Origin of the sequence: Pacificitalea manganoxidans (assembly GCF_002504165.1) — a bacterium.
In the GTDB taxonomy this organism is placed as follows: Bacteria; Pseudomonadota; Alphaproteobacteria; order Rhodobacterales; family Rhodobacteraceae; genus Pacificitalea; species Pacificitalea manganoxidans.
Genome location: NZ_CP021404.1, coordinates 1,817,901 through 1,838,209 on the forward strand (window position 1 = coordinate 1,817,901; position 20,309 = coordinate 1,838,209).

At 63.5% G+C, this 20,309-nt stretch carries 19 protein-coding genes; 13 read left to right on the forward strand and 6 right to left on the reverse strand.

What is annotated here, in order from left to right:
- Positions 1-107 precede the first annotated feature (107 nt).
- From CBW24_RS08350 to lpdA, 10 genes are all read left to right on the forward strand, one after another.
- On the forward strand, positions 108-1,061 hold the full coding sequence (locus CBW24_RS08350; RefSeq protein ID WP_097373293.1) for a nucleoside hydrolase: 954 nt from the start codon (positions 108-110) through the stop codon (positions 1,059-1,061).
- The gene (locus tag CBW24_RS08355) at positions 1,058-1,513 is read left to right on the forward strand and encodes a GNAT family N-acetyltransferase (protein ID WP_088663864.1); all 456 of its coding nucleotides are present in this window, start codon (positions 1,058-1,060) and stop codon (positions 1,511-1,513) included. The genes CBW24_RS08350 and CBW24_RS08355 overlap by 4 nt, the downstream gene beginning before the upstream one ends.
- A 153-nt stretch (positions 1,514-1,666) precedes the next feature.
- The gene (locus CBW24_RS08360) at positions 1,667-2,839 is read left to right on the forward strand and encodes an ABC transporter ATP-binding protein (protein WP_097373294.1); all 1,173 of its coding nucleotides are present in this window, start codon (positions 1,667-1,669) and stop codon (positions 2,837-2,839) included.
- 146 nt (positions 2,840-2,985) lie between these two features.
- Positions 2,986-3,222: a twin-arginine translocase TatA/TatE family subunit gene (locus CBW24_RS08365; RefSeq protein ID WP_097373295.1), complete on the forward strand. Its 237-nt coding sequence runs from the start codon at positions 2,986-2,988 to the stop codon at positions 3,220-3,222.
- A 97-nt stretch (positions 3,223-3,319) separates the two neighbouring features.
- A complete protein-coding gene (gene tatB, locus CBW24_RS08370; protein WP_088663861.1) occupies positions 3,320-3,907 on the forward strand; it encodes a Sec-independent protein translocase protein TatB in 588 nt (195 codons plus the stop codon).
- A complete protein-coding gene (gene tatC, locus CBW24_RS08375; RefSeq protein WP_097373296.1) occupies positions 3,904-4,776 on the forward strand; it encodes a twin-arginine translocase subunit TatC in 873 nt (290 codons plus the stop codon). The genes tatB and tatC overlap by 4 nt, the downstream gene beginning before the upstream one ends.
- Positions 4,777-4,832: 56 nt before the next feature.
- Positions 4,833-5,633, forward strand: a complete 801-nt coding sequence (locus tag CBW24_RS08380; protein WP_097374174.1) for an ATP-binding protein — start codon at positions 4,833-4,835, stop codon at positions 5,631-5,633.
- A gap of 173 nt (positions 5,634-5,806) precedes the next feature.
- The gene (locus CBW24_RS08385; protein ID WP_097373297.1) at positions 5,807-7,117 is read left to right on the forward strand and encodes an MFS transporter; all 1,311 of its coding nucleotides are present in this window, start codon (positions 5,807-5,809) and stop codon (positions 7,115-7,117) included.
- Positions 7,118-7,216: 99 nt separating this feature from the next.
- Positions 7,217-7,786 (forward strand): DUF924 family protein, encoded by a 570-nt coding sequence (locus tag CBW24_RS08390; protein WP_097373298.1) that lies wholly within the window; start codon positions 7,217-7,219, stop codon positions 7,784-7,786.
- Between the two features lie 101 nt (positions 7,787-7,887).
- A complete protein-coding gene (gene lpdA / locus CBW24_RS08395) occupies positions 7,888-9,285 on the forward strand; it encodes a dihydrolipoyl dehydrogenase (RefSeq protein WP_097373299.1) in 1,398 nt (465 codons plus the stop codon).
- A 679-nt stretch (positions 9,286-9,964) separates the two neighbouring features.
- On the opposite strand, the gene CBW24_RS18620 is transcribed toward lpdA, so the two are convergent.
- Positions 9,965-10,174, reverse strand: coding sequence for a hypothetical protein (locus CBW24_RS18620; RefSeq protein ID WP_232529624.1), 210 nt, complete (start codon positions 10,172-10,174; stop codon positions 9,965-9,967).
- Between CBW24_RS18620 and CBW24_RS18820 the strand changes: the two genes are divergently transcribed.
- On the forward strand, positions 10,109-10,378 hold the full coding sequence (locus CBW24_RS18820) for a hypothetical protein (RefSeq protein WP_374708999.1): 270 nt from the start codon (positions 10,109-10,111) through the stop codon (positions 10,376-10,378). The two genes, CBW24_RS18620 and CBW24_RS18820, sit on opposite strands and share 66 nt — an antisense overlap.
- Positions 10,379-11,027: 649 nt before the next feature.
- Here CBW24_RS18820 and CBW24_RS08400 read toward each other — a convergent pair.
- The 5 genes from CBW24_RS08400 to CBW24_RS08420 all read right to left on the reverse strand — a co-directional run bounded on the left by CBW24_RS08400 (position 11,028) and on the right by CBW24_RS08420 (position 17,161).
- Positions 11,028-12,620 (reverse strand): fucose isomerase, encoded by a 1,593-nt coding sequence (locus CBW24_RS08400; protein ID WP_097373300.1) that lies wholly within the window; start codon positions 12,618-12,620, stop codon positions 11,028-11,030.
- Positions 12,617-14,272 carry an FGGY-family carbohydrate kinase gene (locus CBW24_RS08405; protein ID WP_097373301.1) on the reverse strand — a complete coding sequence of 552 codons (1,656 nt, stop codon included), beginning with the start codon at positions 14,270-14,272 and terminating at the stop codon, positions 12,617-12,619. The genes CBW24_RS08400 and CBW24_RS08405 overlap by 4 nt, the downstream gene beginning before the upstream one ends.
- Positions 14,273-14,348: 76 nt before the next feature.
- Positions 14,349-14,987: a GntR family transcriptional regulator gene (locus CBW24_RS08410; protein ID WP_097373302.1), complete on the reverse strand. Its 639-nt coding sequence runs from the start codon at positions 14,985-14,987 to the stop codon at positions 14,349-14,351.
- Positions 14,988-15,052: 65 nt separating this feature from the next.
- A complete protein-coding gene (locus tag CBW24_RS08415) occupies positions 15,053-15,946 on the reverse strand; it encodes a dihydrodipicolinate synthase family protein (RefSeq protein WP_097373303.1) in 894 nt (297 codons plus the stop codon).
- Positions 15,947-16,147: 201 nt separating this feature from the next.
- Positions 16,148-17,161, reverse strand: a complete 1,014-nt coding sequence (locus tag CBW24_RS08420; protein WP_097373304.1) for a Fe(3+) ABC transporter substrate-binding protein — start codon at positions 17,159-17,161, stop codon at positions 16,148-16,150.
- Positions 17,162-17,383: 222 nt separating this feature from the next.
- On the opposite strand from CBW24_RS08420, the gene CBW24_RS08425 reads away from it, so the two are divergent.
- Positions 17,384-17,974: a hypothetical protein gene (locus tag CBW24_RS08425; RefSeq protein WP_157773154.1), complete on the forward strand. Its 591-nt coding sequence runs from the start codon at positions 17,384-17,386 to the stop codon at positions 17,972-17,974.
- Positions 17,975-18,094: 120 nt separating this feature from the next.
- Complete coding sequence (gene purL, locus CBW24_RS08430) at positions 18,095-20,254, forward strand: phosphoribosylformylglycinamidine synthase subunit PurL (RefSeq protein ID WP_097373306.1); 2,160 nt, start codon at positions 18,095-18,097, stop codon at positions 20,252-20,254.
- The last annotated feature ends 55 nt before the right edge of the window (positions 20,255-20,309 follow it).

Sequence of the window (20,309 nt, forward strand, 5' to 3'; positions counted from 1 at the left end):
GGCGCGGTGTCGGTCCACTTTCCGCGCTCCGACGCCGGGCGGCCCGATCGGCACCCCGGTGCCGGCCTCTCGCCACAGCGCCCGCATTCATTGGCCAAGGAGCCCGCATGCCCGCCGCCGTTTCCCCGCGCAAGATCATCATCGACACCGACCCCGGACAGGACGACGCCGTGGCGATTCTGCTGGCGCTTGCCAGTCCCGAGCTGGAGGTGCTCGCCATCACCGCCGTGGCCGGCAATGTGCCGCTGGACCTGACGACGCTGAACGCGCGTAAGGTCTGCGAATTGGCGGGCCGCGCGGATCTGCCGGTGCATCCGGGATGTGCGGGGCCGTTGGCGCGGCCTTTGGTCACCGCTGAGCATGTGCACGGCAAAACCGGGCTCGACGGTGCCGATCTGCCGGAGCCCGACATGCCATTGCAGGACACCCACGCCGTCGACGCGATCATCGCGCATGTGCGGGCGGAGGCGCCGGGCACGGTCACGCTATGCGCGCTGGGTCCGCTGACCAACATCGCGATGGCGTTGAAAAAGGCACCCGACATCGCGGAGCGTCTCGCTCACATCGTGCTGATGGGCGGCGCGTATTTCGAAGTGGGCAACATCACCCCGGCGGCGGAGTTCAATATTTACGTCGATCCCGAAGCGGCGCAGGTCGTGTTCGGTGCGGGCGTGCCGCTGACGGTGCTGCCGCTTGATGTGACGCATAAAGCGCTGATCACGCCGGACCGGCACCACGCCTTTGCCGCGCTGAACAGTTCGGTGGGGCAGGCGGTGGCCGGATGGCTGGGATTCTACGAGCGGTTCGATCGGGAAAAATACGGCTCAGACGGGGGGCCGCTGCATGATCCCTGCGTGATCGCGTGGCTTCTGGCGCCCGATCTGTTCACCGGGCGTGAGATCAACGTCGAGATCGAGACGAGTTCGGCGCTGACGCGCGGCATGACGGTGGCGGATTGGTGGGGGGTCACGGACCGCACCCCCAATGCCTTGTTCATCGGTGATCTGGACGCGTCCGGGTTTTTCGATCTTCTGACCTCCCGGCTGGAGAGCCTCGTATGAGCGCCGCATCGCTGCACCTCGCCGGACCCGAGGATCTGCCCAAGCTTACCCACCTGTTGGGACAGGCGGAGGCGGAGGCCGGACTGCCAGAACGGACAGATGCCGAGCGCGCGCAATCCTTGACGCCGCTTGTTGCCGGTGGGCCGGAGGGCGCAGCCTATCTGATCGGTCCGCGTCGCGCGCCTGTCGGCTTTCTCGCGCTTGGGTTCGCGTATTCGCTGGCGCGCGGCGGCCTGACGGGCCGGATCGAGGCGCTGTGGATTCGCCCTCCCGTGCGGGGGCGTGGCGTGGGCACAGAGGCGCTCTTAGCGCTTGGTCGGGTGATGACGGCAGGGGGGCTCGACGCATTGCACATCGACGTGCCGGTCAGCCAGAGCCGCATGGCAAAGTTGCTGGCCCGAACCGGGTTTTCGGTGCGTGACGATATTTCCCGGATGACCCGGCGGCTGTGATCCGGGCACCGGGGGCGGCAATGGCGCGGCTTGTAAGCGGGGGGTGCCGCTGCTAGGCCTGCGGCGGCGGCGCGATGCCTGAGCGGAACGCTCGACTATCGCGCCTGTCTGCACCCGTTCCGCGGCGCCAGTCGCCCCAGAGAGTCCGCTGTCGTGTCCGATCCGATCCGTCCCGCCCAACCCACGCCCGAGCCGCCACGGCTTGAGATCCGCAACCTGACGCGCAGTTTTGGTGGGCGCGAGGTGGTGCAGGACGTCTCGCTCAGCGTCGCGCCGGGGCAGGTGACCTGTCTTCTCGGGCCGTCAGGCTGCGGCAAGTCGACGACCTTGCGCATCATCGCAGGCGTGGATCGGCAGGATGGCGGCGCGGTGCTGATGGATGGTCGGGTGCTGTCGGACGCGCGGACCCATGTCCCGCCCGAGCAGCGCAAAATCGGGTTGATGTTCCAAGACTTCGCGTTGTTTCCGCATCTGAGTGTGGCGCGCAACGTGGCCTTTGGGCTGTCCGGTCCCGAAGCCGAGACCCGCGCGCGGGTCGAGACGCTGTTGGAGCAGGTGAACCTTGGCCGCTTCATCGACGCGCATCCGCATGAATTGTCGGGGGGCGAACAACAGCGTGTCGCGCTGGCGCGGGCGCTGGCCCCGCGTCCGAAAATCATGCTGATGGACGAACCTTTCTCCGGCCTCGACAACAGGTTGCGCGATGATATTCGCGATGAAACCCTGCAAATCCTGAAGGCCGAAGGCACAGCCGTCCTGCTGGTCACCCATGAGCCGGACGAGGCGATGCGCATGGCCGATGAAATCGCGCTCATGCGCGGTGGTCGGGTGGTCCAGCGCGGCGCGCCCTACCATATCTACAACAATCCGGTGGATCGCGCGGCTGCGGCATTCTTTAGCGATATCAACGTAGTGTCCGGCACAGTTAATGGGGCGCTTACAATGACGCCTTTTGGCGAATTTCTCGCCCCCGGCATCGCCGACGGCACCGATGTCGAGATCGTCATTCGGCCCCAGCACCTGCGCATTGATTTCGAACGTCGCGATGGGCACGCTCCGACCGAACGCGATGGCCTGCCTGCCCGTGGGGTGGTGGAGCGGTCCCGCTTCATGGGGCGCGAGAGCCTTGTGGAGTTTCGCATGGATCACGACGGCTCGTTGCTGCGCGCGACCGTGCCAGCTGTGTTCCTGCCCAAGCCCGGCACTGCCTTAATGCTGACGCTGCGCCGGGACCGGTGTTTCCTGTTCCCTGCACAGGCCGATACGCAGCGCGATGACGCTGCGGTAGCCGTGCCCACAGGTGAGGCGGCGCGCGCGGCGGAATGACGCTGCTGCGGCGATCACGGGTAATTTCCCGCCCTGAGCCTGCGTTAAGGTCTTTAGTTGCCGTGGCAAAACCCATACATAGCAAGGACCATTCGCACAGCAGCCCGGCTGGTGGGGACCGCCGCGGCTCATAGGGAGACTGAGACATGGGTATTGGACAGATCGGCATTCCGGGCCTGATCCTGATCGCCGTCGTGGTGCTGGTTCTTTTCGGCCGCGGCAAGGTGTCGTCGCTGATGGGCGAAGTCGGCAAGGGCATCACCGCGTTCAAGAAGGGCGTGAGCGAAGGCAGCGCCGAAGACAAAGCCGAAACCGAAGAGCCGCGCGCCGTGAACCCGCCGCCGGCCGCTCCGGTGCACAACCCCGACAAGGAAAAGGTCTGAGCCACGGGCCGCTCCCTTTGGCGCGTGCCATGTTGCGCTGCGCCGCAGGGATCACCCAGAACGCAATGACCTTTCGGGGATTTCACGGGAACGAGCCATGTTCGATCTAGGCTGGAGCGAAATGCTGGTGGTGGGCGTCGTCGCGCTTATCGTCGTGGGGCCCAAGGAACTGCCCGGCATGTTCCGCACCGTTGGCCGCTTTACCGGCAAGGCCAAGGCGATGGCGCGGGAGTTTTCCCGCGCTATGGAAGATGCGGCCAATGAGAGCGGGGTCAAGGATGTGGCCGCCGATCTCAATAAGCTCAACCGCATCTCCTCGCCGCGCAAGATGGGCACCGACGCTTTTAAAAAGGCGACCGCCGATCTCAACCCGTTCAACGAAGACGGCAAAGCCCCAAATCCCGGCGACCTGGACGACGATCCTGCATTCGTCGAAGGGGACGATGCCGAACGCAGTGCCGCGTTGGCCGATCAGCAGGCGGCCAGTGCCGCGCAGATGACCGACGAGCGCGCCGAACAGGCCCGCTTGATTCGCGAGAAATCCGCCGAGAAGGCACAGGCCCGGCTCGATCGCGAAGCGGCCGCCGCGCAGGCGGAGCTTCACGCCCCCGCAACAGAGCGCGCCGACGCGCCTGCGGCCGATCTCGCGCCTGCCCATGACGACGACGGACAAACCCGCACATGACCACCCAATCCGACGACATCGAAGACAGCGCCGCCCCGCTGATCGAGCATCTGGCAGAGCTGCGCACCCGGCTGATCCGCGCCGTAATCGCGTTCTTCATTGCGATGTGTCTGTGTTTTTTCGTGGCCGAGCCGCTGCTCGATATTCTGGTGCAGCCCATCGCCGACGTGTTGCGCGCCCGGGGCGAAGACCCGCGCCTGATCTTTACCGCGCCGCAGGAGAAGTTCTTTGTCCTGATCCGGATCTCGCTGATCGGCGGTCTTGGCCTGTCATTCCCGGTCATCGCGCATCAGCTGTGGCGATTCGTGGCGCCTGGCCTCTACAAATCCGAAAAGAACGCGTTTCTGCCCTTTGTCATCGCCTCGCCGCTGCTGTTTCTGGCGGGCGCCGCCTTTGCGCATCTGGTGGTGACGCCGCTGGCGATGAACTTCTTTATCGGGTTCTCGGACGCGGTTCCGGCGCTAGCCAGCCTGATCGCGGGGGAGGATGTCGCCCCAGTGGTCGATACGCCCGCAAATGACGAATTGCGCACGGTGTTTCTGGGCTCGGTCCGGGAATCGCTCGATCTGTCGCTGAAATTCATCATGGCCTTCGGCATCTGCTTCCAGCTTCCGGTTCTGCTGACGCTGATGGGCAAGGCAGGGCTAGTGTCTGCCGCAGGTCTGAAGAACGTGCGCAAATACGCCATTGTCGGCATCTTGGTGCTGGCTGCGCTGGTGACGCCGCCGGATGTGATCACGCAGGTGATCCTTTTTGTTGTGGTCTACAGCCTCTACGAAGTGTCGATCCTGCTGGTCGCGCGGGTTGAGCGGAAGCGTCTGGCCCGTTTGCGCGCCGAGGGTCTGCTGGACGAGGACGAAGAGCTGTGAGCTTCGACGACCTCGCCAAGCCGCATCTGGCCCGTATCGCCGAAGCATTGGAGCGGATGTCGCCGCCGCCCGCCCCGGCGCCCGATCTGGGTGGGGCAGAGGCATTCGTCTGGCATGTCTCCCCTGATCGGCTGATCCCGGTGGAAAAGGTCAGCCGCGTCGCGCTTGACCTGCTGATCGGCGTGGATCGGTCGCGCGATACGCTGCTGGAGAACACGCTATATTTCGCCCGTGGTTATCCTGCCAACAATGCGCTTCTTTGGGGCTCGCGCGGCATGGGGAAATCCTCGCTGGTCAAGGCGATCCACGCCGAGGTTGTCCGCCAGGGACACCCGCTGAAGATCGTCGAGGTCCAGCGCGAGGATCTGCCCTCTATCGGGCGCCTGCTTACCATCTTGCGGGCCTCGTCCGCGCGGGTGCTGCTGTTTTGCGATGACCTGTCGTTCAGCCATGACGACCAGCATTACAAATCGCTGAAGGCCGTTCTGGATGGCGGGATCGAGGGCCGACCCGAGAACGTGGTGTTCTATGCCACTTCCAATCGGCGCCACCTGATGCCCCGCGACATGATCGAGAACGAACGCTCGACCTCCATCAACCCGTCCGAGGCGGTGGAGGAAAAAGTGTCTCTATCAGATCGGTTCGGCCTCTGGCTGGGCTTCCATCCCTGTTCGCAGGACGACTACCTGGCCATGATCCGGGGCTATTGCGCGGCGCATGGGCTGGAGATCGATGAGGCCGAAATGCGGGCCGAAGCGATCGAATGGCAGGCAACGCGGGGTGCCCGTTCGGGCCGCGTCGCTTGGCAGTATTTCACCGACCTTGCCGGGCGCCGGGGGCTGCCGATCACCGGCTGAGCCTGCGCTTTCGCGTGGGGGGCGGGCCGCTTAATTTCCGCATTGCGACTTCCGCTTCCTGTGCGACGTGGCGGCGGATCGGCGCGTCCGTCCTGCGTCGCGGCACTTTTTCCTAGCCTGATCGGGACAGAGCGGGTAGGGCGCGATCAAACGCCTGCAAACGGAGTCGCGCCATGATCCAGGTTCTTGTCAGCACATGGGCGCTGCTGCTCGGTATTCTTCTGCTGCTCGTCGGCAACGGTGTGCAGGGCACGCTGCTTGGTGTGCGCGGGGGTATCGAAGGGTTTTCGACCCTTGCGATGTCCATCGTCATGTCTGGCTACTTCGTAGGTTTTCTGGGCGGCTCGCGGCTGGCACCGGCTATGATCCGGCGCGTCGGACATATCCGCGTGTTCGCGGCGCTCGGCTCGATGATCTCGGCGATCCTGATCCTGTATCCCGCTTTTGCTCATCCGATCAGCTGGACGCTGGGGCGCATCCTGATCGGGTTCTGTTTCTCGGCGGTCTATGTGACGGCGGAAAGCTGGCTGAACAACTCCGTCGACAATGCCAACCGGGGCAAGGCGCTGTCGCTCTATATGATCACCCAAAGCGCGGGCATCGTCATAGCGCAGGGGTTGCTGGTGCTGGGCGATCCGTCGGGGTTCATCCTGTTCGTGATCCCGTCGGTGCTGGTGTCGATCTCGTTCACGCCGATTTTGCTCAGCGTGGCGCCCACGCCCGCCTTCGCGACCACCAAGCCGATGAGCCTGCGGCAGCTATATTCGATCTCGCCCTTGGGCTGCATTGGGATTTTCCTGCTGGGCGGGATGTATTCGGCGATGTTGGGCATGGCGTCGGTCTTTGGCTCCGCGGCGGGGCTGTCTGTGGCGCAGATCTCCAGCTTCGTTGCGGCGCTCTATCTGGGCGGGCTGTGCTGTCAGTTCCCCATCGGCTGGATGTCTGACCGGCTGGACCGGCGTGGATTGATCCTGTGGATTTCAGTAATCGGCGCGGCGGTTTCCGCGCTTGGCATGATGTTCGGGGCCAGCAGCTATGTCGTGCTGCTGATCGTGGCCTTTGGCGTCGGCGGGATGACCAACCCGCTTTACGCGCTGCTCATCGCCTACACGAACGACTATCTCGACCCCGAGGATATGGCCGCCGCATCAGGCGGGTTGCTGTTTCTGAACGGGCTCGGCGCGATCGCGGGCCCGATCCTGACCGGTTGGATCATGGCGCAGGTCGGACCCTATGGCTTCTTCCTGTTTATCGGGTTGCTGATGGCCGCGCTTGCCCTCTACGCCGCATGGCGGATGACACAGCGTCAGTCGCCCTCCAGCGTCGAAACGGTCAGCTACGCGCCAATCCTGCCCTCGGCCACCCCCGTTGTGGCCGAGCTGGTGCAGGAGGTGTTCATCGAAAATCAGGAGGAGGTCGTGTCCGATGCGCAGGACGCGGCGGAGTTGGAATACGCGGAACGGGAGGCGGCCGGGGGCCGCTGATCTCAGGCCATCGCGCCCCGCGTATCCGAGCAGCAGTTGCGCTTCCCGCATCCGCGTGAAACTCTGATCCGGCAATAACGACCGCCCGGAGCGAACACGATGACGACCCCGCAGGAAGTGCTGGAATTCTGGCTCGACGATACTGGTCCAGAAGGGTGGTATCGGCAGAGCGAGGCGCTCGACACCGAGATACGCCAACGGTTTGAGTCCGCGTGGCAGCAGGCCAGGCAAGGCGGCTTGCGGGAGTGGCGATGCAGCCCGCGTGGGGCGTTGGCCTATATCGTTCTTACCGACCAGTTCCCCCGGAACATGTTTCGCGGCGATGCCCGTGCCTTTGCCACCGACCGGCTGGCCCTGCGCGCGGCTTATAGCGCCATCCATGCCAATCAGGATCTGATGATCGAGGAGCCGGAGCGCCAGTTCTTCTATCTGCCCTATATGCATTCCGAACTGTCGGTGGCGCAGGATCGCGCAGTGCGCCTGTTTATGACCCGGATGCCCGATACCGGCGGCGCCAATCTGCGCCATGCCCGCGCGCATCGCGAGGTGATCCGGAAATTCGGGCGGTTTCCCTACCGCAATTCCGCGCTGAGCCGCACGATGGAGCGGCGCGAGAAACGCTGGCTGGATGAGACAGGCTACGCAGGCGAGTTGAACGCGCTCGACTAGACCGCATGACGCTGGTGCAGGGCAGGGTTGCGCCAGCACGCGGTTTGCGACGGGCCCTAAAATGATTTAATGCTAAACTATCTATTGAACTGGAGGATCAGATGGCCGGCAAGACATACGACATGATCGTCATCGGCTCGGGCCCGGGCGGCTACGTGTCAGCAATCCGCGGCGCGCAGCTGGGCCTGTCGGTGGCGATTGTCGAGCGCGAGAACCTGGGCGGGATTTGCCTGAACTGGGGCTGCATCCCGACCAAGGCGATGCTGCGCAGCTCGGAAGTGTTTCACCTGATGGAACGCGCCAAGGAATTCGGACTTGCCGCCGAGAAGATCAGCTACGATCTCGACGCGGTGGTGAAACGCTCCCGCGGAGTGGCCAAGCAGCTGAATACCGGCGTCGGCCATCTGATGAAGAAGAACAAGATCACGGTCGTCATGGGCGAAGCCACCATCCCCGGCAAGGGGCGCGTATCGGTGAAAACCGACAAAGGCACCGAAGAGCTGAGCGCCAAGAACATCGTCATTGCCACCGGCGCGCGCGCCCGCGAACTGCCCGGGCTGGAGGCTGACGGCAAACGGGTCTGGACCTACCGTCACGCGCTGGTGCCGCCGCATATGCCGAAGAAGTTGCTTGTCATCGGCTCCGGGGCGATCGGCATCGAATTCGCCAGCTTCTACAATACGCTGGGCGCGGACACGACCGTGGTCGAGGTGATGGACCGCATCCTGCCTGTCGAGGACGAAGAAATCGCGAAGATCGCCAAGAAGTCGTTCGACAAGCAGGGCATGAAGATCCGCGAGAAAACCACGGTCACGAAGCTCGACCGCGCCGAGGGCAAGGTCACCGCGCATTTCGAGAAGGCCGGCAAGACCGAAACCGAGGAATTCGACACCGTGATCTGTGCCGTCGGCATCGTCGGCAACACCGAAGGTCTGGGGCTCGAAGCGCTCGGCGTGAAGGTGGAGCGCACCCATGTTACCACCGATCCCTACTGCCGCACCGGCGTCGACGGGGTCTATGCCATCGGTGACATCGCGGGCGCGCCGTGGCTTGCCCATAAGGCCAGCCACGAAGGCGTCATGGTCGCCGAACTGATCGCGGGGGAGGGCCATCCGCACCCGACCGATCCGCAATCGATCCCCGGCTGCACCTACTGCCACCCGCAGATCGCCTCTGTCGGCCTGACCGAGGCCAAGGCCAAGGATGCAGGCTACGAGATCAAGGTCGGTCGCTACCCCTTCATCGCCAACGGCAAAGCCATCGCCCTCGGCGAAACCGAAGGCCTGGTGAAAACCGTATTCGATGCGAAAACCGGCGAGTTGCTAGGCGCACATATGGTCGGCGCCGAAGTGACCGAGATGATCCAAGGCTATGTCGTGGGCCGGAAGCTGGAAACCACCGAAGCCGAACTGCAAGACACCGTCTTCGCTCACCCGACGCTGAGCGAAATGATGCATGAATCGGTTCTGGACGCGTATGGCAAAGCGCTGAATTTCTGAGATCAGCGCAATGGTTTGGGGAAGGGCGGTGCCGGAGGGTGCCGCCTTTTTCTGTTGGGGGGAGGGTTGCGGGTGCGTTGGGGGTGATTGGTGGCGCCATCGACTAATGACCTGCAGTTTGCGGCGGTTCCTTCACCGCAGAGCGGGTTGCAGGCACGGCTCGTTTGTGCCGCGTGTCTGGCTCACGGTGAAGGGACGTCATCGGGCTAGGGAAAAAATTACCTGACGCCGACTTGGCATATTACCAATTTTTGTGCAGCATCAAAAAATACTGTTTGCGGATGTGCGAGAGCCGTTCCCCAAGGTTAAAGGGTGATATTAAGAGGTTTCAGTAAAAATGAACATTGAGATAATTTCTGTCAAAGATCCGATTTGGTCTAATGCCGACAATACACAGATAGACTGCAAGATCCGCACCTCAGCATACGCGGATGAACATCTCTTTACTGCGAGTCCGCATGACCCTGAAATACATGGACGAGAGATATTTAATCGGTGTGTAAGCGGAGAGTTCGGTGAAATTCGACCATACACTGCTCCACTTCACGAAGAATGCAATGATGGATCGCCTGTGTTTCCCCGGTGGACGTCAGCTTGGCCAGAGGTTCATGATTTCCTAGTTGAAGCCAACAGTGAGAATGGCCGAGCTTCGCCTAGAGCGATCGGGCTTGTCTGGGGGTCAATGATCGAAACAATGTTGAATAGATTTATTGATCATCAGTTGAGGCTGAAAAATCGTGCCCTTAATAGTCTGCGCTATGGCAACGGAAAAAAATGCGGAGATAACTTTGAAAGCAGGATAAGCGGCGCCGTTTCTGAGGGTATGATAGAGGTGGATATGAGTAATCATCTCCATGCGATAAGGCGCATCCGAAATGCGTGCGCTCATGAATGGCGACTTAATTTTGAGAACCCCAAAGTTAAGGAGCTAGGAAATGACTTCATTACTTTGAGATCTGCGTATGATCCCGAGTTTATGCTAGAAGACTTGGAATCTCTGATGAGAATAGTGTTCAGTCAGGCATGTTGCCGAATTATAATTTGCCTTGCTGAGCGAACAGCCTCAGAAACGGATACTGGGAGTGATTCCTAATTTAGGCGAATCCTAAGGTTCCAAACGTGGGCGGTAGTGAAACTGTGGCGCGCATACGTTCTGTCCCATACTTAACCTGCAGTCTTGGTGCGGTGAGCGTCGGAATTTTCGGCGGTATTATGACGGAATTCGCAATCGTGCGGAAATTCTGATGAAGAGCTTGGCCGACACTAAGCGCTCCCACTCGTCCGATGAAACACCATCCACGCCCGCGGACAAGCGAAGCGCGCGGGCGAGCGCCTGCCCGTGCCGGGGGCTGGCGCTTTGTCATCTCACGCTGACCTCGGATCGGGGAGGGGTTTGGCGACATAAAGCGCACCCGCACAACCGCCACCCCCCGGGCAGGCTTCCGTGCGCAATGGGAGAGGGCAGAGATGTGGTGATGAATTGCGAACTCAGCGCATCCGCCCGCGAACAAGGCCAAAGACCGCGCGGGCGAGCGTCTGCCCGGTTCCGCGGGCTGGCGCTTAGTTATCTCACGCTGACCTCGGAACAATGAGGAATTTGGCACGATAAAGCACACCCGCCCCACCGCCGTTGCGCCATCGCCCGGGCAGGCTGGCGCAGGGTAGCCAATTCCGGCAAGCCGCGCGTCATAACGAAAAACGCCCGGCTTTCACCGGGCGTCTCTCCTACTCTGACATCAGCCTTAGATGTCGCCGCAGAGGCTAACCTCCAGACCCAGTTCCTGCGCCAGCGCCGCGCGGGCCATGACAGCGCGTCGGGCGGCGGCTTGATCCTCGGCATAGGCGACCTGCACATGATTGGCCTTGTGACGACCCATCATCGCGTCGCGATCCACGCCCGACAGCACCGCATGCATGATCGGCCATTCGTAGCTTGTCGCGCGGGAGCGGCGTTCGCTTTCGGCGTCGGGCAGGGCGACGGCTTCGCCGCGGCCGATATCCATCTTCAACCGGCCATCCTCGATATAGACGCGGCTCCAGACGATATCGCCGGGGCGCGCATAGCCTTTAAGCGAGCCGCCGCCTGCGGGGAAGAACATCGCAGGCTGGCGCAGGCTTTCCGATCCGGCCCAGCCGCCGGGGTGATGGGCGGGCGGGGCCGCGCCGGAAATCTCGAACACCCAGACAAAGCCATCGACCGTGCCGCTTTCGTCCGCATCGCCCCAGCGCAGATCATGCAGCGTGGTCTCCACCGGCTGCCCCAGCGCGCCATGCACCCGGTTAATCATCAGCGCGTCGAGCCCGGCGCATTCGTCCACTTCGTTGAAATGCACAATCGGCTGGCCTTCGGCAATGACCGTGCCATCGGCGCGGGTCACCGGCGGGCGTTCGGAATTGTTCAGCATCCCCTCCACCAGATCGGAGGCGGGCCAGAGATCCTTCAGCCCCTGCTGATACTGAATGCCGATCGCCGCGCAGCCGAACTCATCCGCCATTCGCACGGCGGCGACATACATCCGGCACTGGTCGATCACCTGTCCTTCGGTCAGTTCCGTCGCCGGGTTGACCCCGAAATGGAAGGTCATGCCCCGCGCGCACATCCAGTCATAGGCGGCACGGCCTTCTTCCAGCGGCACTTGGGTCGCGGCGTGGTAGAGCGCGGATTGCGACAGGCGTTCCTTGAAGATACCCAGCGGCATCAGCATTTCGTCGGGGATGATGGCATTATACATGCCCATGCAGCCCTCGTCGAAAATGCCCATGATCAGCTTGTCGCGCTTCCATTCGGTCGCGATATCGCGGGCCAGTGCGCGGTCCTCGGCGCTGACATGACAGATGTCGAACGGACGGACATGGTCGGGGCTATGCGTGACCCGGCCGGTTTCCAGCCACTGGGCCAGCCCGTCGCGGAAAAACGCGTCGTCGAAATCGCGGCTCCACAGCGTGGAATAGGTGATCCCTGCCTTGGTGAGCGATCCGTTGAGGTTCAGCATCCCCACCAGACCGGGAAACTCGCCTTCCCAGTTCGCAACGGTCAGGATCGGCCCGCGATGGGTGGTCAGGCCGGGCAGGACGTGGTGCGAATACTGCCACACGGCCTCGGCCACGATGAGCGGCATATCGGGGTCGATGCCTGCGAACACGTCCATCCCCTCACGCTGGGACGAGATGAAGCCGTGGCCTTCGGGCTTCACGGGATGGGCGCGCCACAATTCGTGGCCCTGCGCGGCAAGCACGTCGGTCAGCTTGTCTTCCATGGCTTTCTGCGCTGGCCAGCAGGTGGTGTTGGCGCTTTCACGCAGGTCGCCGCTGACGACGAGGGCGATACGGGTCATCGCGAAGTCTCCTTGGTATCGGTCTTGGCTGTGTCGGTCATGATCGCGGCATAGGCGGCATGGTCATCCTGCATGCGTCGGAACACGCGGTATTTTCGGCCGTGCCAGTCGGCGAGCGCGGTGCGCGGCTCGATCCGGTCGCACGCGGGAGCAAGCGCGGCCATCGCGGCGGCGGCGTCGGGCTGATCCCCGGCGGCGACCGCGCCTAGCATGGCCACGCCCAGCAGAACCGGCTCATCCACCTGCGGCACCACCACGGCACAGCCGGTCGCATCGGCGACTTCGCGCAGGAACAGACGGTTGCGCGCCAATCCGCCAGAAGGCACGATTTCGCGGATAACGACACCAGTGTCGCGCATTGCTTCCAGAATGTGGCGGGTGCCATAGGCGAGGGCCTGCAACGTGGCCAGATAATCCAGCGCCAGATCTTCGACCCCGGTATCCAGCGTGATGCCATCGATCCCGGCATGGCGCCACGGTTCTGCCAAGGGCGAGCGGTTGCCGTGGATGTCGGGCTGGACATGGCGCGCGGCGGTCAGAGTCGCGGTTTCCCCGTCGCTGCGGGCGGCCATGTCACCTAGCAGTCTGTCCAGCAAGGCAAAGCGCGAGATGCCCTCGGCCTCCGCTTGCGTGGTGAGGGCCGGCGTCGCGCCGTGGCGGGCCAGCATCGCGTCGATCAGCGCCCCGGCGGCGGATTGTCCGCCCTCGTTACACCACGTGCCGGGCGTCACCGCGCCGAAATAGGGACCCCAGACACCGGGGACAAAGGCAGGCTCGTCAGTCAGCGCGATATGGCAGGTGGACGTGCCCGCGATCACGGCAAGCCGCCCCGCCGCGCCCGCGCCGCCCGATCCCAAAGTGCCAAGCGCCCCTGCATGTGCGTCGATGAGCGAGGCCGCGACCGGCGTGCCTTCCGGCAGGCCCAGTTCGGCGGCGACCTCGGCGGTCAGCCCGCCCGCACGCGCGCCGGGGGTGAGGAATTCGGTGCCGATCCGCGCATGCCCCGCGCCGGTCAGATCATCGAGCCCGATGGCGCGCAGAAAATCGTCGTCCCAGCCTTCGCCCTGATCCCCCAGATGCGCCATATAGGTCCACTTGCACACGGTCGAGCACAGCGAACGCGCCTGCGCCCCCGTGGCCCGATGCACCAGCCAGTCGGGCAGATCCCAAAAGGCTTCGGCGGCCTGCCATGCCTGCGGCAGTTCGCGCTTCAGCCAGCGTAGTTTCGGCATCTGCATTTCGGGGCTGATGGTGCCTCCGACATGTTTCAGCGGTGCGCCGCCGATGGCGTTGATCTCTGCCGCGTCGCCCATCGCCCGGTGATCCATCCAGACGATCACGTCTTGGTCCGCCGCGCCGTCCGCATCAATGCTGACCGGGGCGCCATCGGCGCCGCTCACCACCATCGAACAGGTCGCGTCGAAGCCGATGCCACGCACAGTTGCCGCGTCGATACCGGAGGCCGTGAGCGCGTCGCGGATCGACTGCGCCACCGCCGCCCAGATATTGGCCGAGCTTTGTTGCACCCGGCCCGCCGCTGGGCGCCAGCTTTCGATTGCGTGCTGCGCGGTGCCCAGCAGCGCGCCGCGCGCGTCAAAGACGCCCGCCCGTGCGGAGCCGGTGCCAACGTCGATCCCGATATAATGGGTCATGCCATCTCCCTGTTCGTCATGTCTTTTGCGGCCCTGCACGGGCCGCGCTGGTGCCACGCGGGGCGGTCGGGTCGGGTCAGACCCGGACCACCCGCCGCTTGGCGCTTTCCACATGGGCCTCAAGCGCCGCGACGGAGGCGGCCTTGTCCCGGATTGCCAGCGCCTCGATCAGCGCCAGATGTTCATCCATGACCGACACCACCAGTTCCGGCAGCATCCGCGTGTCTTCGGTGCGGATCAGCCGGATCTTGATCGAATTGACCCGGTAGATGTCGGTGATGAGCGCATTGCCGAGGGACGCGACCATTTCGTCGTGCAGATCCCAATCCAGCTGCTGCGCCTTTTGGTTCAACTCCGGCGTCACGTCGCGCTCGGCCAGCGCACGCACGCGCAGATGCGCCTCGCGCAATGCCTCGATCCGCTCCGCCGGGGCGGTCTGCGCGAAATGCGCCACCGCTTCCCGCTCCACCAGCAGCCGCAGCTGAAACGCGTTGCGGATCAGGTCCATATCCACATGCGCAATCTGCAACCCGCGATGCGGCACCGTCCGGATCAGCCCGTCAGATTCCAGCCGGGGGATCATCTCGCGGACGGCGCCCAGCGGATATCCGGTCAATTCCACCAATTCGCGCTGCGACACGAACTGCCCGGGCGCAAGATCCCGGTCCAGCAGGTGTTGGGTAAAGCTTTCATACGCACGTTCACGCAGCGACATGGGTGGTCCTCCCCGGAGTTGCGGCACGGGCCCGGCGCGCGTCTGCACCGGGCCCGCAGGACGGCTCAGCCAAGCATGGCCCGGCAGCGCTGTGCAAGCTGATCGGTCGCCTCGGTCGCGGCAGGCTCCAGCGGCAACCGCGTGCGGCTCCAGCCATGATCGCCGCGCACCCGGCCCACCAGAGCCTTGACCATAGGCGTCACCGGATGGGTGATCACGTCTTCGACCAGCGCATCCAGATCGGCATCGGGTTCGGCGCGATGCACCAGCCCGGCCATACGTTCGGGGAACAGGTTTGCCATGCCGCTGATCGAGCCAGCCCCGCCCAGCGGCGCGGCCCGCGCCAGCAGACGCTCGTCCCCGATCATGATCGCCAGATCATCCCACGGCAGCAATTGCACGGTGTTGTCCCAATCGCCGGCGCTGTCTTTGACACCATAGATCTCGGTCGGGAAGGCGTCCTTCAACCGGCGGATCAGCGCGGGCGACAGCGGGATCATCGTGACCTGCGGGATGTGATAGAGGATGATCTCGGGCGAGTGGCTGGCGGTCTGCGCGACAAAGCCCGAAATCCACGCAAACAGCGCATCATCGCTCACACCCTTGAAGTAGAAGGGCGGGGTCAGCAGCAGCCGGGTAATGCCCCGCTCGAACGCCTCGCCCGCCTTGGCCACAGCCGATTCCAGATCGGTGGCGCAAATGCAGACGGTGATCCGCGCAGGCGCGATGCCGGTCGCCAGAACCGCCTCGAAAATCGCCGCGCGGTCGGTCGCACCCAGCGATGCCCCTTCGCCGGTCGTGCCGAACAGCGTCACGCCATCGATGCCGCGCGCAATCAGATCAGCGACATGAGCCTGCACGGCGGCGCCATCAACGGAGCCATCGGCAGCAAACGGGGTGACCAGCGCGGCGGAAACGCCAAACAGATGGGCGCGCGGCGCGGAATCGGCGGTGGACATGGAGGCCTCCAGAGGGGTGGGGAAGGATTAAGTATCAACTAACATGTTGGTTGATTGTTGCGCGATGTTCAAGCGGTAGTTTTGTCTGCACTTGGCGCGGGCCGCCGTCTATGTGCCACTGCTAAACACAGCCGGATCCCATAGAAAAAGGCGCGCCAGCTAAGCCAGCGCGCCTATCAATCCAAACAACGGTGATTAAAATCAGCCGTCGAAATCGACCTCTTCGGCCAGCTTCACCGCGTCGCTACGCAGATCAGCAAGATCTTGCAGGTTGGCGTCATCGGGGGTGAAGTCGGTGTATTCCTGCATCACGCCTTCGATCGACACCGCCGGGTTCACCGGGAACTCGTGGTTGATCTCGGCATAGAGCTTCTGGCCTGCCTCGGAGGCGAGGAATTCCATCAGCTGAATTGCGTTTTCCTTGTTCGGCGCGGCTTTCGTCAGGCCCATGCCGGACACGTTCACATGGGTGCCGCCATCTTCGAAGGTCGGGAACAGGATTCGCACCGCGTCGGCCCACTGGCGCTGTTCGTCGTTCTTCAGCATCAGCGCCATGTAGTAGGTGTTGCCCAGCGAGATGTCGCATTCACCTTCCGACACGGCCTTGACCTGCGCGCGATCGTTGCCCTGCGGTTTGCGGGCGAGGTTGGCCTTCAGCCCTTCGAGCCACTCGCGGGTGAATTCTTCGCCATGCTGTTCCATCATCCCGGCGGTCAGGGCGACGTTATAGGCATGCAGGCCCGAGCGGGTGCAAATGCGGCCGCGCCATTTTTCGGAGGCCAGATCCTCGTAGGTGGTCACTTCGTCGTCGCTGACCCGGTCCTTCGAGGCATAGACGATCCGTGCGCGGCTGGTCAGCGCGAACCACTGGTTGTCAGGATCTTGGAATTCGGCGGGAACGGCGGCTTCCAGCGCCTCGCTCTCGACCGCCTGCAGAACGCCCGCATCCTTCAGCGCGGCCAAGCGGGTGATGTCGACGGTCAGGGCCAGATCGGCGGGGGACCGTGCGCCTTCGGCTTTCAGCCGTTCCGCCACGCCTTTTTCAAGGTAGACGATGTTGACCTTGATGCCGGTTTCTTCGGTGAACGCATCGGTCAGCGGCTCGATCAGTTCGGGCTGACGATAGGAATAGACGTTCACTTCCTGAGCAAGGGCGGGAAGGGCGGTGCTGCCAGCAAGAGCGGCAAGGGCAAAGACGCGGGGGCTGAATGTCATGTTTGGTCCTCCGGTTTGAGTTTGCAACGCATAAACAGGGCGGGCCGCCTCGCGTCAACAGGCTTTCTGAGTTTTTCTGTCGGAATTGCGGACGCTGGCATGGATTCGCTGCAGTGGACCGTTTGAGGGCCAGATCATGCAACCTTTGCGTGACTGTCGCGTTACCCCGATATGACGGGGCTGGGCCAATCGGGTGGACCGGCCGGGATGCTTGGGGACTCCATGTTCAATATTACACTGCAAGCTGCTGTTGGCGCATCACTTTATCCGATTGCTCATGTGGGCGTCGGCGCCGTCATGCTGATGGCGCAGGCCGCCTATGCGGACGATTTCAGTTTCGATCCTATGATCGTCGCGCCCTTCGGTGACACCGATGCCTTGCTCGCGGTGACCGGCACCGGCCCCGATACATTGATCGGCGGAGCGCTGCTGATGCAGGCGTCCGCTGAGGCGCCCGAAAGCAGCCGCATCCGCCGCCCTGCGCGCCGTCCCGAACCGGTGGTGATTGACGGCAGCGCCATTCTCGACACCGCGCAGGCGCGCAGCGCTGTCGGAGCCTCCCACCTATCCGTCGAATTTGTGGGGGCGGAAGTGCGCAGCGCCGAGGATGAGTTGCTGGGCTATATCGAGCAGGTCCGTCCCTATGAGAAGGCGCAACTGGCGCTGATCGTCGCCCCGGCAGAAGGTCTGGGCGTTGAGGTCTCAACCTTTACGCTGGCTGTCCCGAACGACGCCTTGACCGGCGGCGTCCTGCACACGGCGATTACGCGGGACACGCTTGTCGAGCGTCTGCAAGAGCTGGCCGACGACTGAGCGCGCCATCAATTTCGCGCCCCCCATCGCAACATCCCCGCTACCGCGTCTTTTCCCCCGCGCAGGATTGCCCTATGAGGGCCGCGACTGCCGCAAGGTGCCTGCCATAGGGGATATGACATGGATGAGCCCGAGATCACCGAAGAGCTGATCGCAGCCCATGGGCTCAAGCCCGACGAATATGCGCGGATCCTCGAGATCATCGGACGGGAGCCGAGCTTTACCGAGCTTGGGATCTTCTCCGCGATGTGGAACGAGCATTGTTCCTACAAATCCTCCAAGAAATGGCTCCGCACCCTGCCGACCGAAGGCCCGCAGGTCGTCTGCGGCCCCGGTGAAAACGCGGGCGTCGTGGATATCGGCGACAATCAGGTCGTCGTGTTCAAGATGGAGAGCCACAACCACCCGTCTTATATCGAACCCTATCAGGGCGCGGCGACCGGTGTCGGGGGTATCCTGCGCGATGTGTTCACGATGGGCGCGCGGCCTATCGCGGCGATGAACGCGCTGTCCTTCGGCGAGAAGGATCACCCCAAGACCCGGCAGCTGGTGCATGGCGTGGTCGAGGGCATCGGCGGCTATGGCAATTGCTTCGGCGTGCCCACCGTCGGCGGCGAAGTGCGCTTCCACCCGGCCTATAACGGCAATTGCCTTGTGAATGCGTTTGCGGCAGGTCTGGCGGATGCGGATGGCATTTTCTACTCCGCCGCGTCTGGTGTGGGCATGCCTGTCGTTTACCTTGGGGCCAAAACGGGCCGCGACGGGGTCGGCGGCGCAACGATGGCTTCGGCGGAGTTCGACGACACGATCGAGGAAAAACGGCCCACCGTGCAGGTTGGCGATCCCTTCACCGAAAAGCGCCTGATGGAAGCGACGCTGGAGCTGATGCAGACCGGCGCCGTCATCTCGATTCAGGATATGGGCGCGGCTGGTCTGACATGCTCCGCTGTCGAGATGGGCGATAAGGGTGGCTTGGGCGTGCGGCTCAACCTTGACGCCGTGCCGGTGCGCGAAACCGGCATGACCGCTTATGAGATGATGCTGTCGGAAAGCCAGGAGCGGATGCTCATGGTTCTGCGCCCCGAAAAGGAGGCCGAGGCCAAGGCGGTATTCGAGAAATGGGATCTCGATTTCGCCATCGTGGGCGAGACCATCGCCGAGGATCGGTTCCTTGTGATGCACCACAACACCGTCATGGCGGATCTGCCTCTGGCGACGCTGGCGGGCTCCGCGCCGGAATATGACCGTCCTTGGGTTGAAACGCCGGCTGCCGCGCCGCTAAGCGATGTGGCTGAGGTCGACGCGATCGAGGCGCTGCGCGCGCTCATCACCTCGCCCAACCACGCGCAAAAGGCGTGGGTCTGGGAACAGTATGACCACATGGTGATGGCGGATACCGTGCGGGCTCCGGGCATGGGGGCTGGCGTGATCCGGGTGCATGGCACCGAGAAGGCGCTCGCGTTCACCTCAGACGTGACGCCCCGCTATGTCCGCGCCAACCCCCAGCAGGGCGGGCGGCAGGCCGTGGCGGAAGCCTATCGCAACCTGTGCGCCGTGGGCGCGCGTCCGCTCGCCACGACCGACAACCTCAATTTCGGCAATCCCGAAAAGCCGGAGATCATGGGCCAGTTCGTTGGCGCGATCAAAGGCATCGGCGAAGCCTGCGCCGCGCTCGATACGCCCATCGTGTCGGGCAACGTATCGCTTTACAACGAAACCGACGGCACGGGTATCCTGCCCACGCCGACGATTGGCGCGGTTGGGTTGCTCGACACGCTTGACGATTTGATTGGTGGCCCGGCGCAGGATGGCGATGTTTTGTTGCTTCTGGGGGCCGAGGGCGCGCATCTGGGACAATCCGCGCTGCTTTATGAGCTGCTGGGGCGTGAGGATGGCGACGCACCGCATGTCGATCTGGAAATCGAGCGTGTCCACGGCGAATTTGTCCGCAACAACGCCCGCGCCATTCGTGCCTGCACCGACCTGTCGGACGGTGGGCTGGCGCTTGCCACGTTCGAAATGGCCGCTGCGGCGGAGTGCGGTGTGACGCTGGATGTGTCCGGCACCGCCGCGCTTTATGGTGAGGATCAGGGACGCTATCTGATCGCAGCCGATCCGACGCAGGCCGAAGCATTGCTATCTGCCGCAGCCGCCAATGATCTGCCCTTGATCCAAGTTGGCCGCTTTGGCGGGGCGACCGTATCCTTGGGCGGGGTCGAGGCACCGCTGGCCGATCTGGTGCGCGACTGGACATCTGCCTTCGCCGGGCATTTTGCCTGAAGCCTGACTGCTGGGCCTACGGATAGGCCCGGCAGTCACGACTTTATCTGACCCG

Excerpts from the sequence above, each read along its gene's own strand:
- CBW24_RS08350 (WP_097373293.1), top strand. The coding sequence starts at position 108 with ATGCCCGCCGCCGTTTCCCCGCGCAAGATCATCATCGACACCGACCCC.
- CBW24_RS08355 (WP_088663864.1), top strand. The coding sequence starts at position 1,058 with ATGAGCGCCGCATCGCTGCACCTCGCCGGACCCGAGGATCTGCCCAAG.
- CBW24_RS08365 (WP_097373295.1), top strand. The coding sequence starts at position 2,986 with ATGGGTATTGGACAGATCGGCATTCCGGGCCTGATCCTGATCGCCGTC.
- tatB (WP_088663861.1), top strand. The coding sequence starts at position 3,320 with ATGTTCGATCTAGGCTGGAGCGAAATGCTGGTGGTGGGCGTCGTCGCG.
- tatC (WP_097373296.1), top strand. The coding sequence starts at position 3,904 with ATGACCACCCAATCCGACGACATCGAAGACAGCGCCGCCCCGCTGATC.
- CBW24_RS08380 (WP_097374174.1), top strand. The coding sequence starts at position 4,833 with ATGTCGCCGCCGCCCGCCCCGGCGCCCGATCTGGGTGGGGCAGAGGCA.
- CBW24_RS08385 (WP_097373297.1), top strand. The coding sequence starts at position 5,807 with ATGATCCAGGTTCTTGTCAGCACATGGGCGCTGCTGCTCGGTATTCTT.
- CBW24_RS08390 (WP_097373298.1), top strand. The coding sequence starts at position 7,217 with ATGACGACCCCGCAGGAAGTGCTGGAATTCTGGCTCGACGATACTGGT.
- lpdA (WP_097373299.1), top strand. The coding sequence starts at position 7,888 with ATGGCCGGCAAGACATACGACATGATCGTCATCGGCTCGGGCCCGGGC.
- CBW24_RS18820 (WP_374708999.1), top strand. The coding sequence starts at position 10,109 with ATGATAGAGGTGGATATGAGTAATCATCTCCATGCGATAAGGCGCATC.
- CBW24_RS18620 (WP_232529624.1), bottom strand. The coding sequence starts at position 10,174 with ATGAGCGCACGCATTTCGGATGCGCCTTATCGCATGGAGATGATTACT.
- CBW24_RS08400 (WP_097373300.1), bottom strand. The coding sequence starts at position 12,620 with ATGACCCGTATCGCCCTCGTCGTCAGCGGCGACCTGCGTGAAAGCGCC.
- CBW24_RS08405 (WP_097373301.1), bottom strand. The coding sequence starts at position 14,272 with ATGACCCATTATATCGGGATCGACGTTGGCACCGGCTCCGCACGGGCG.
- CBW24_RS08410 (WP_097373302.1), bottom strand. The coding sequence starts at position 14,987 with ATGTCGCTGCGTGAACGTGCGTATGAAAGCTTTACCCAACACCTGCTG.
- CBW24_RS08415 (WP_097373303.1), bottom strand. The coding sequence starts at position 15,946 with ATGTCCACCGCCGATTCCGCGCCGCGCGCCCATCTGTTTGGCGTTTCC.
- CBW24_RS08420 (WP_097373304.1), bottom strand. The coding sequence starts at position 17,161 with ATGACATTCAGCCCCCGCGTCTTTGCCCTTGCCGCTCTTGCTGGCAGC.
- CBW24_RS08425 (WP_157773154.1), top strand. The coding sequence starts at position 17,384 with ATGTTCAATATTACACTGCAAGCTGCTGTTGGCGCATCACTTTATCCG.
- purL (WP_097373306.1), top strand. The coding sequence starts at position 18,095 with ATGGATGAGCCCGAGATCACCGAAGAGCTGATCGCAGCCCATGGGCTC.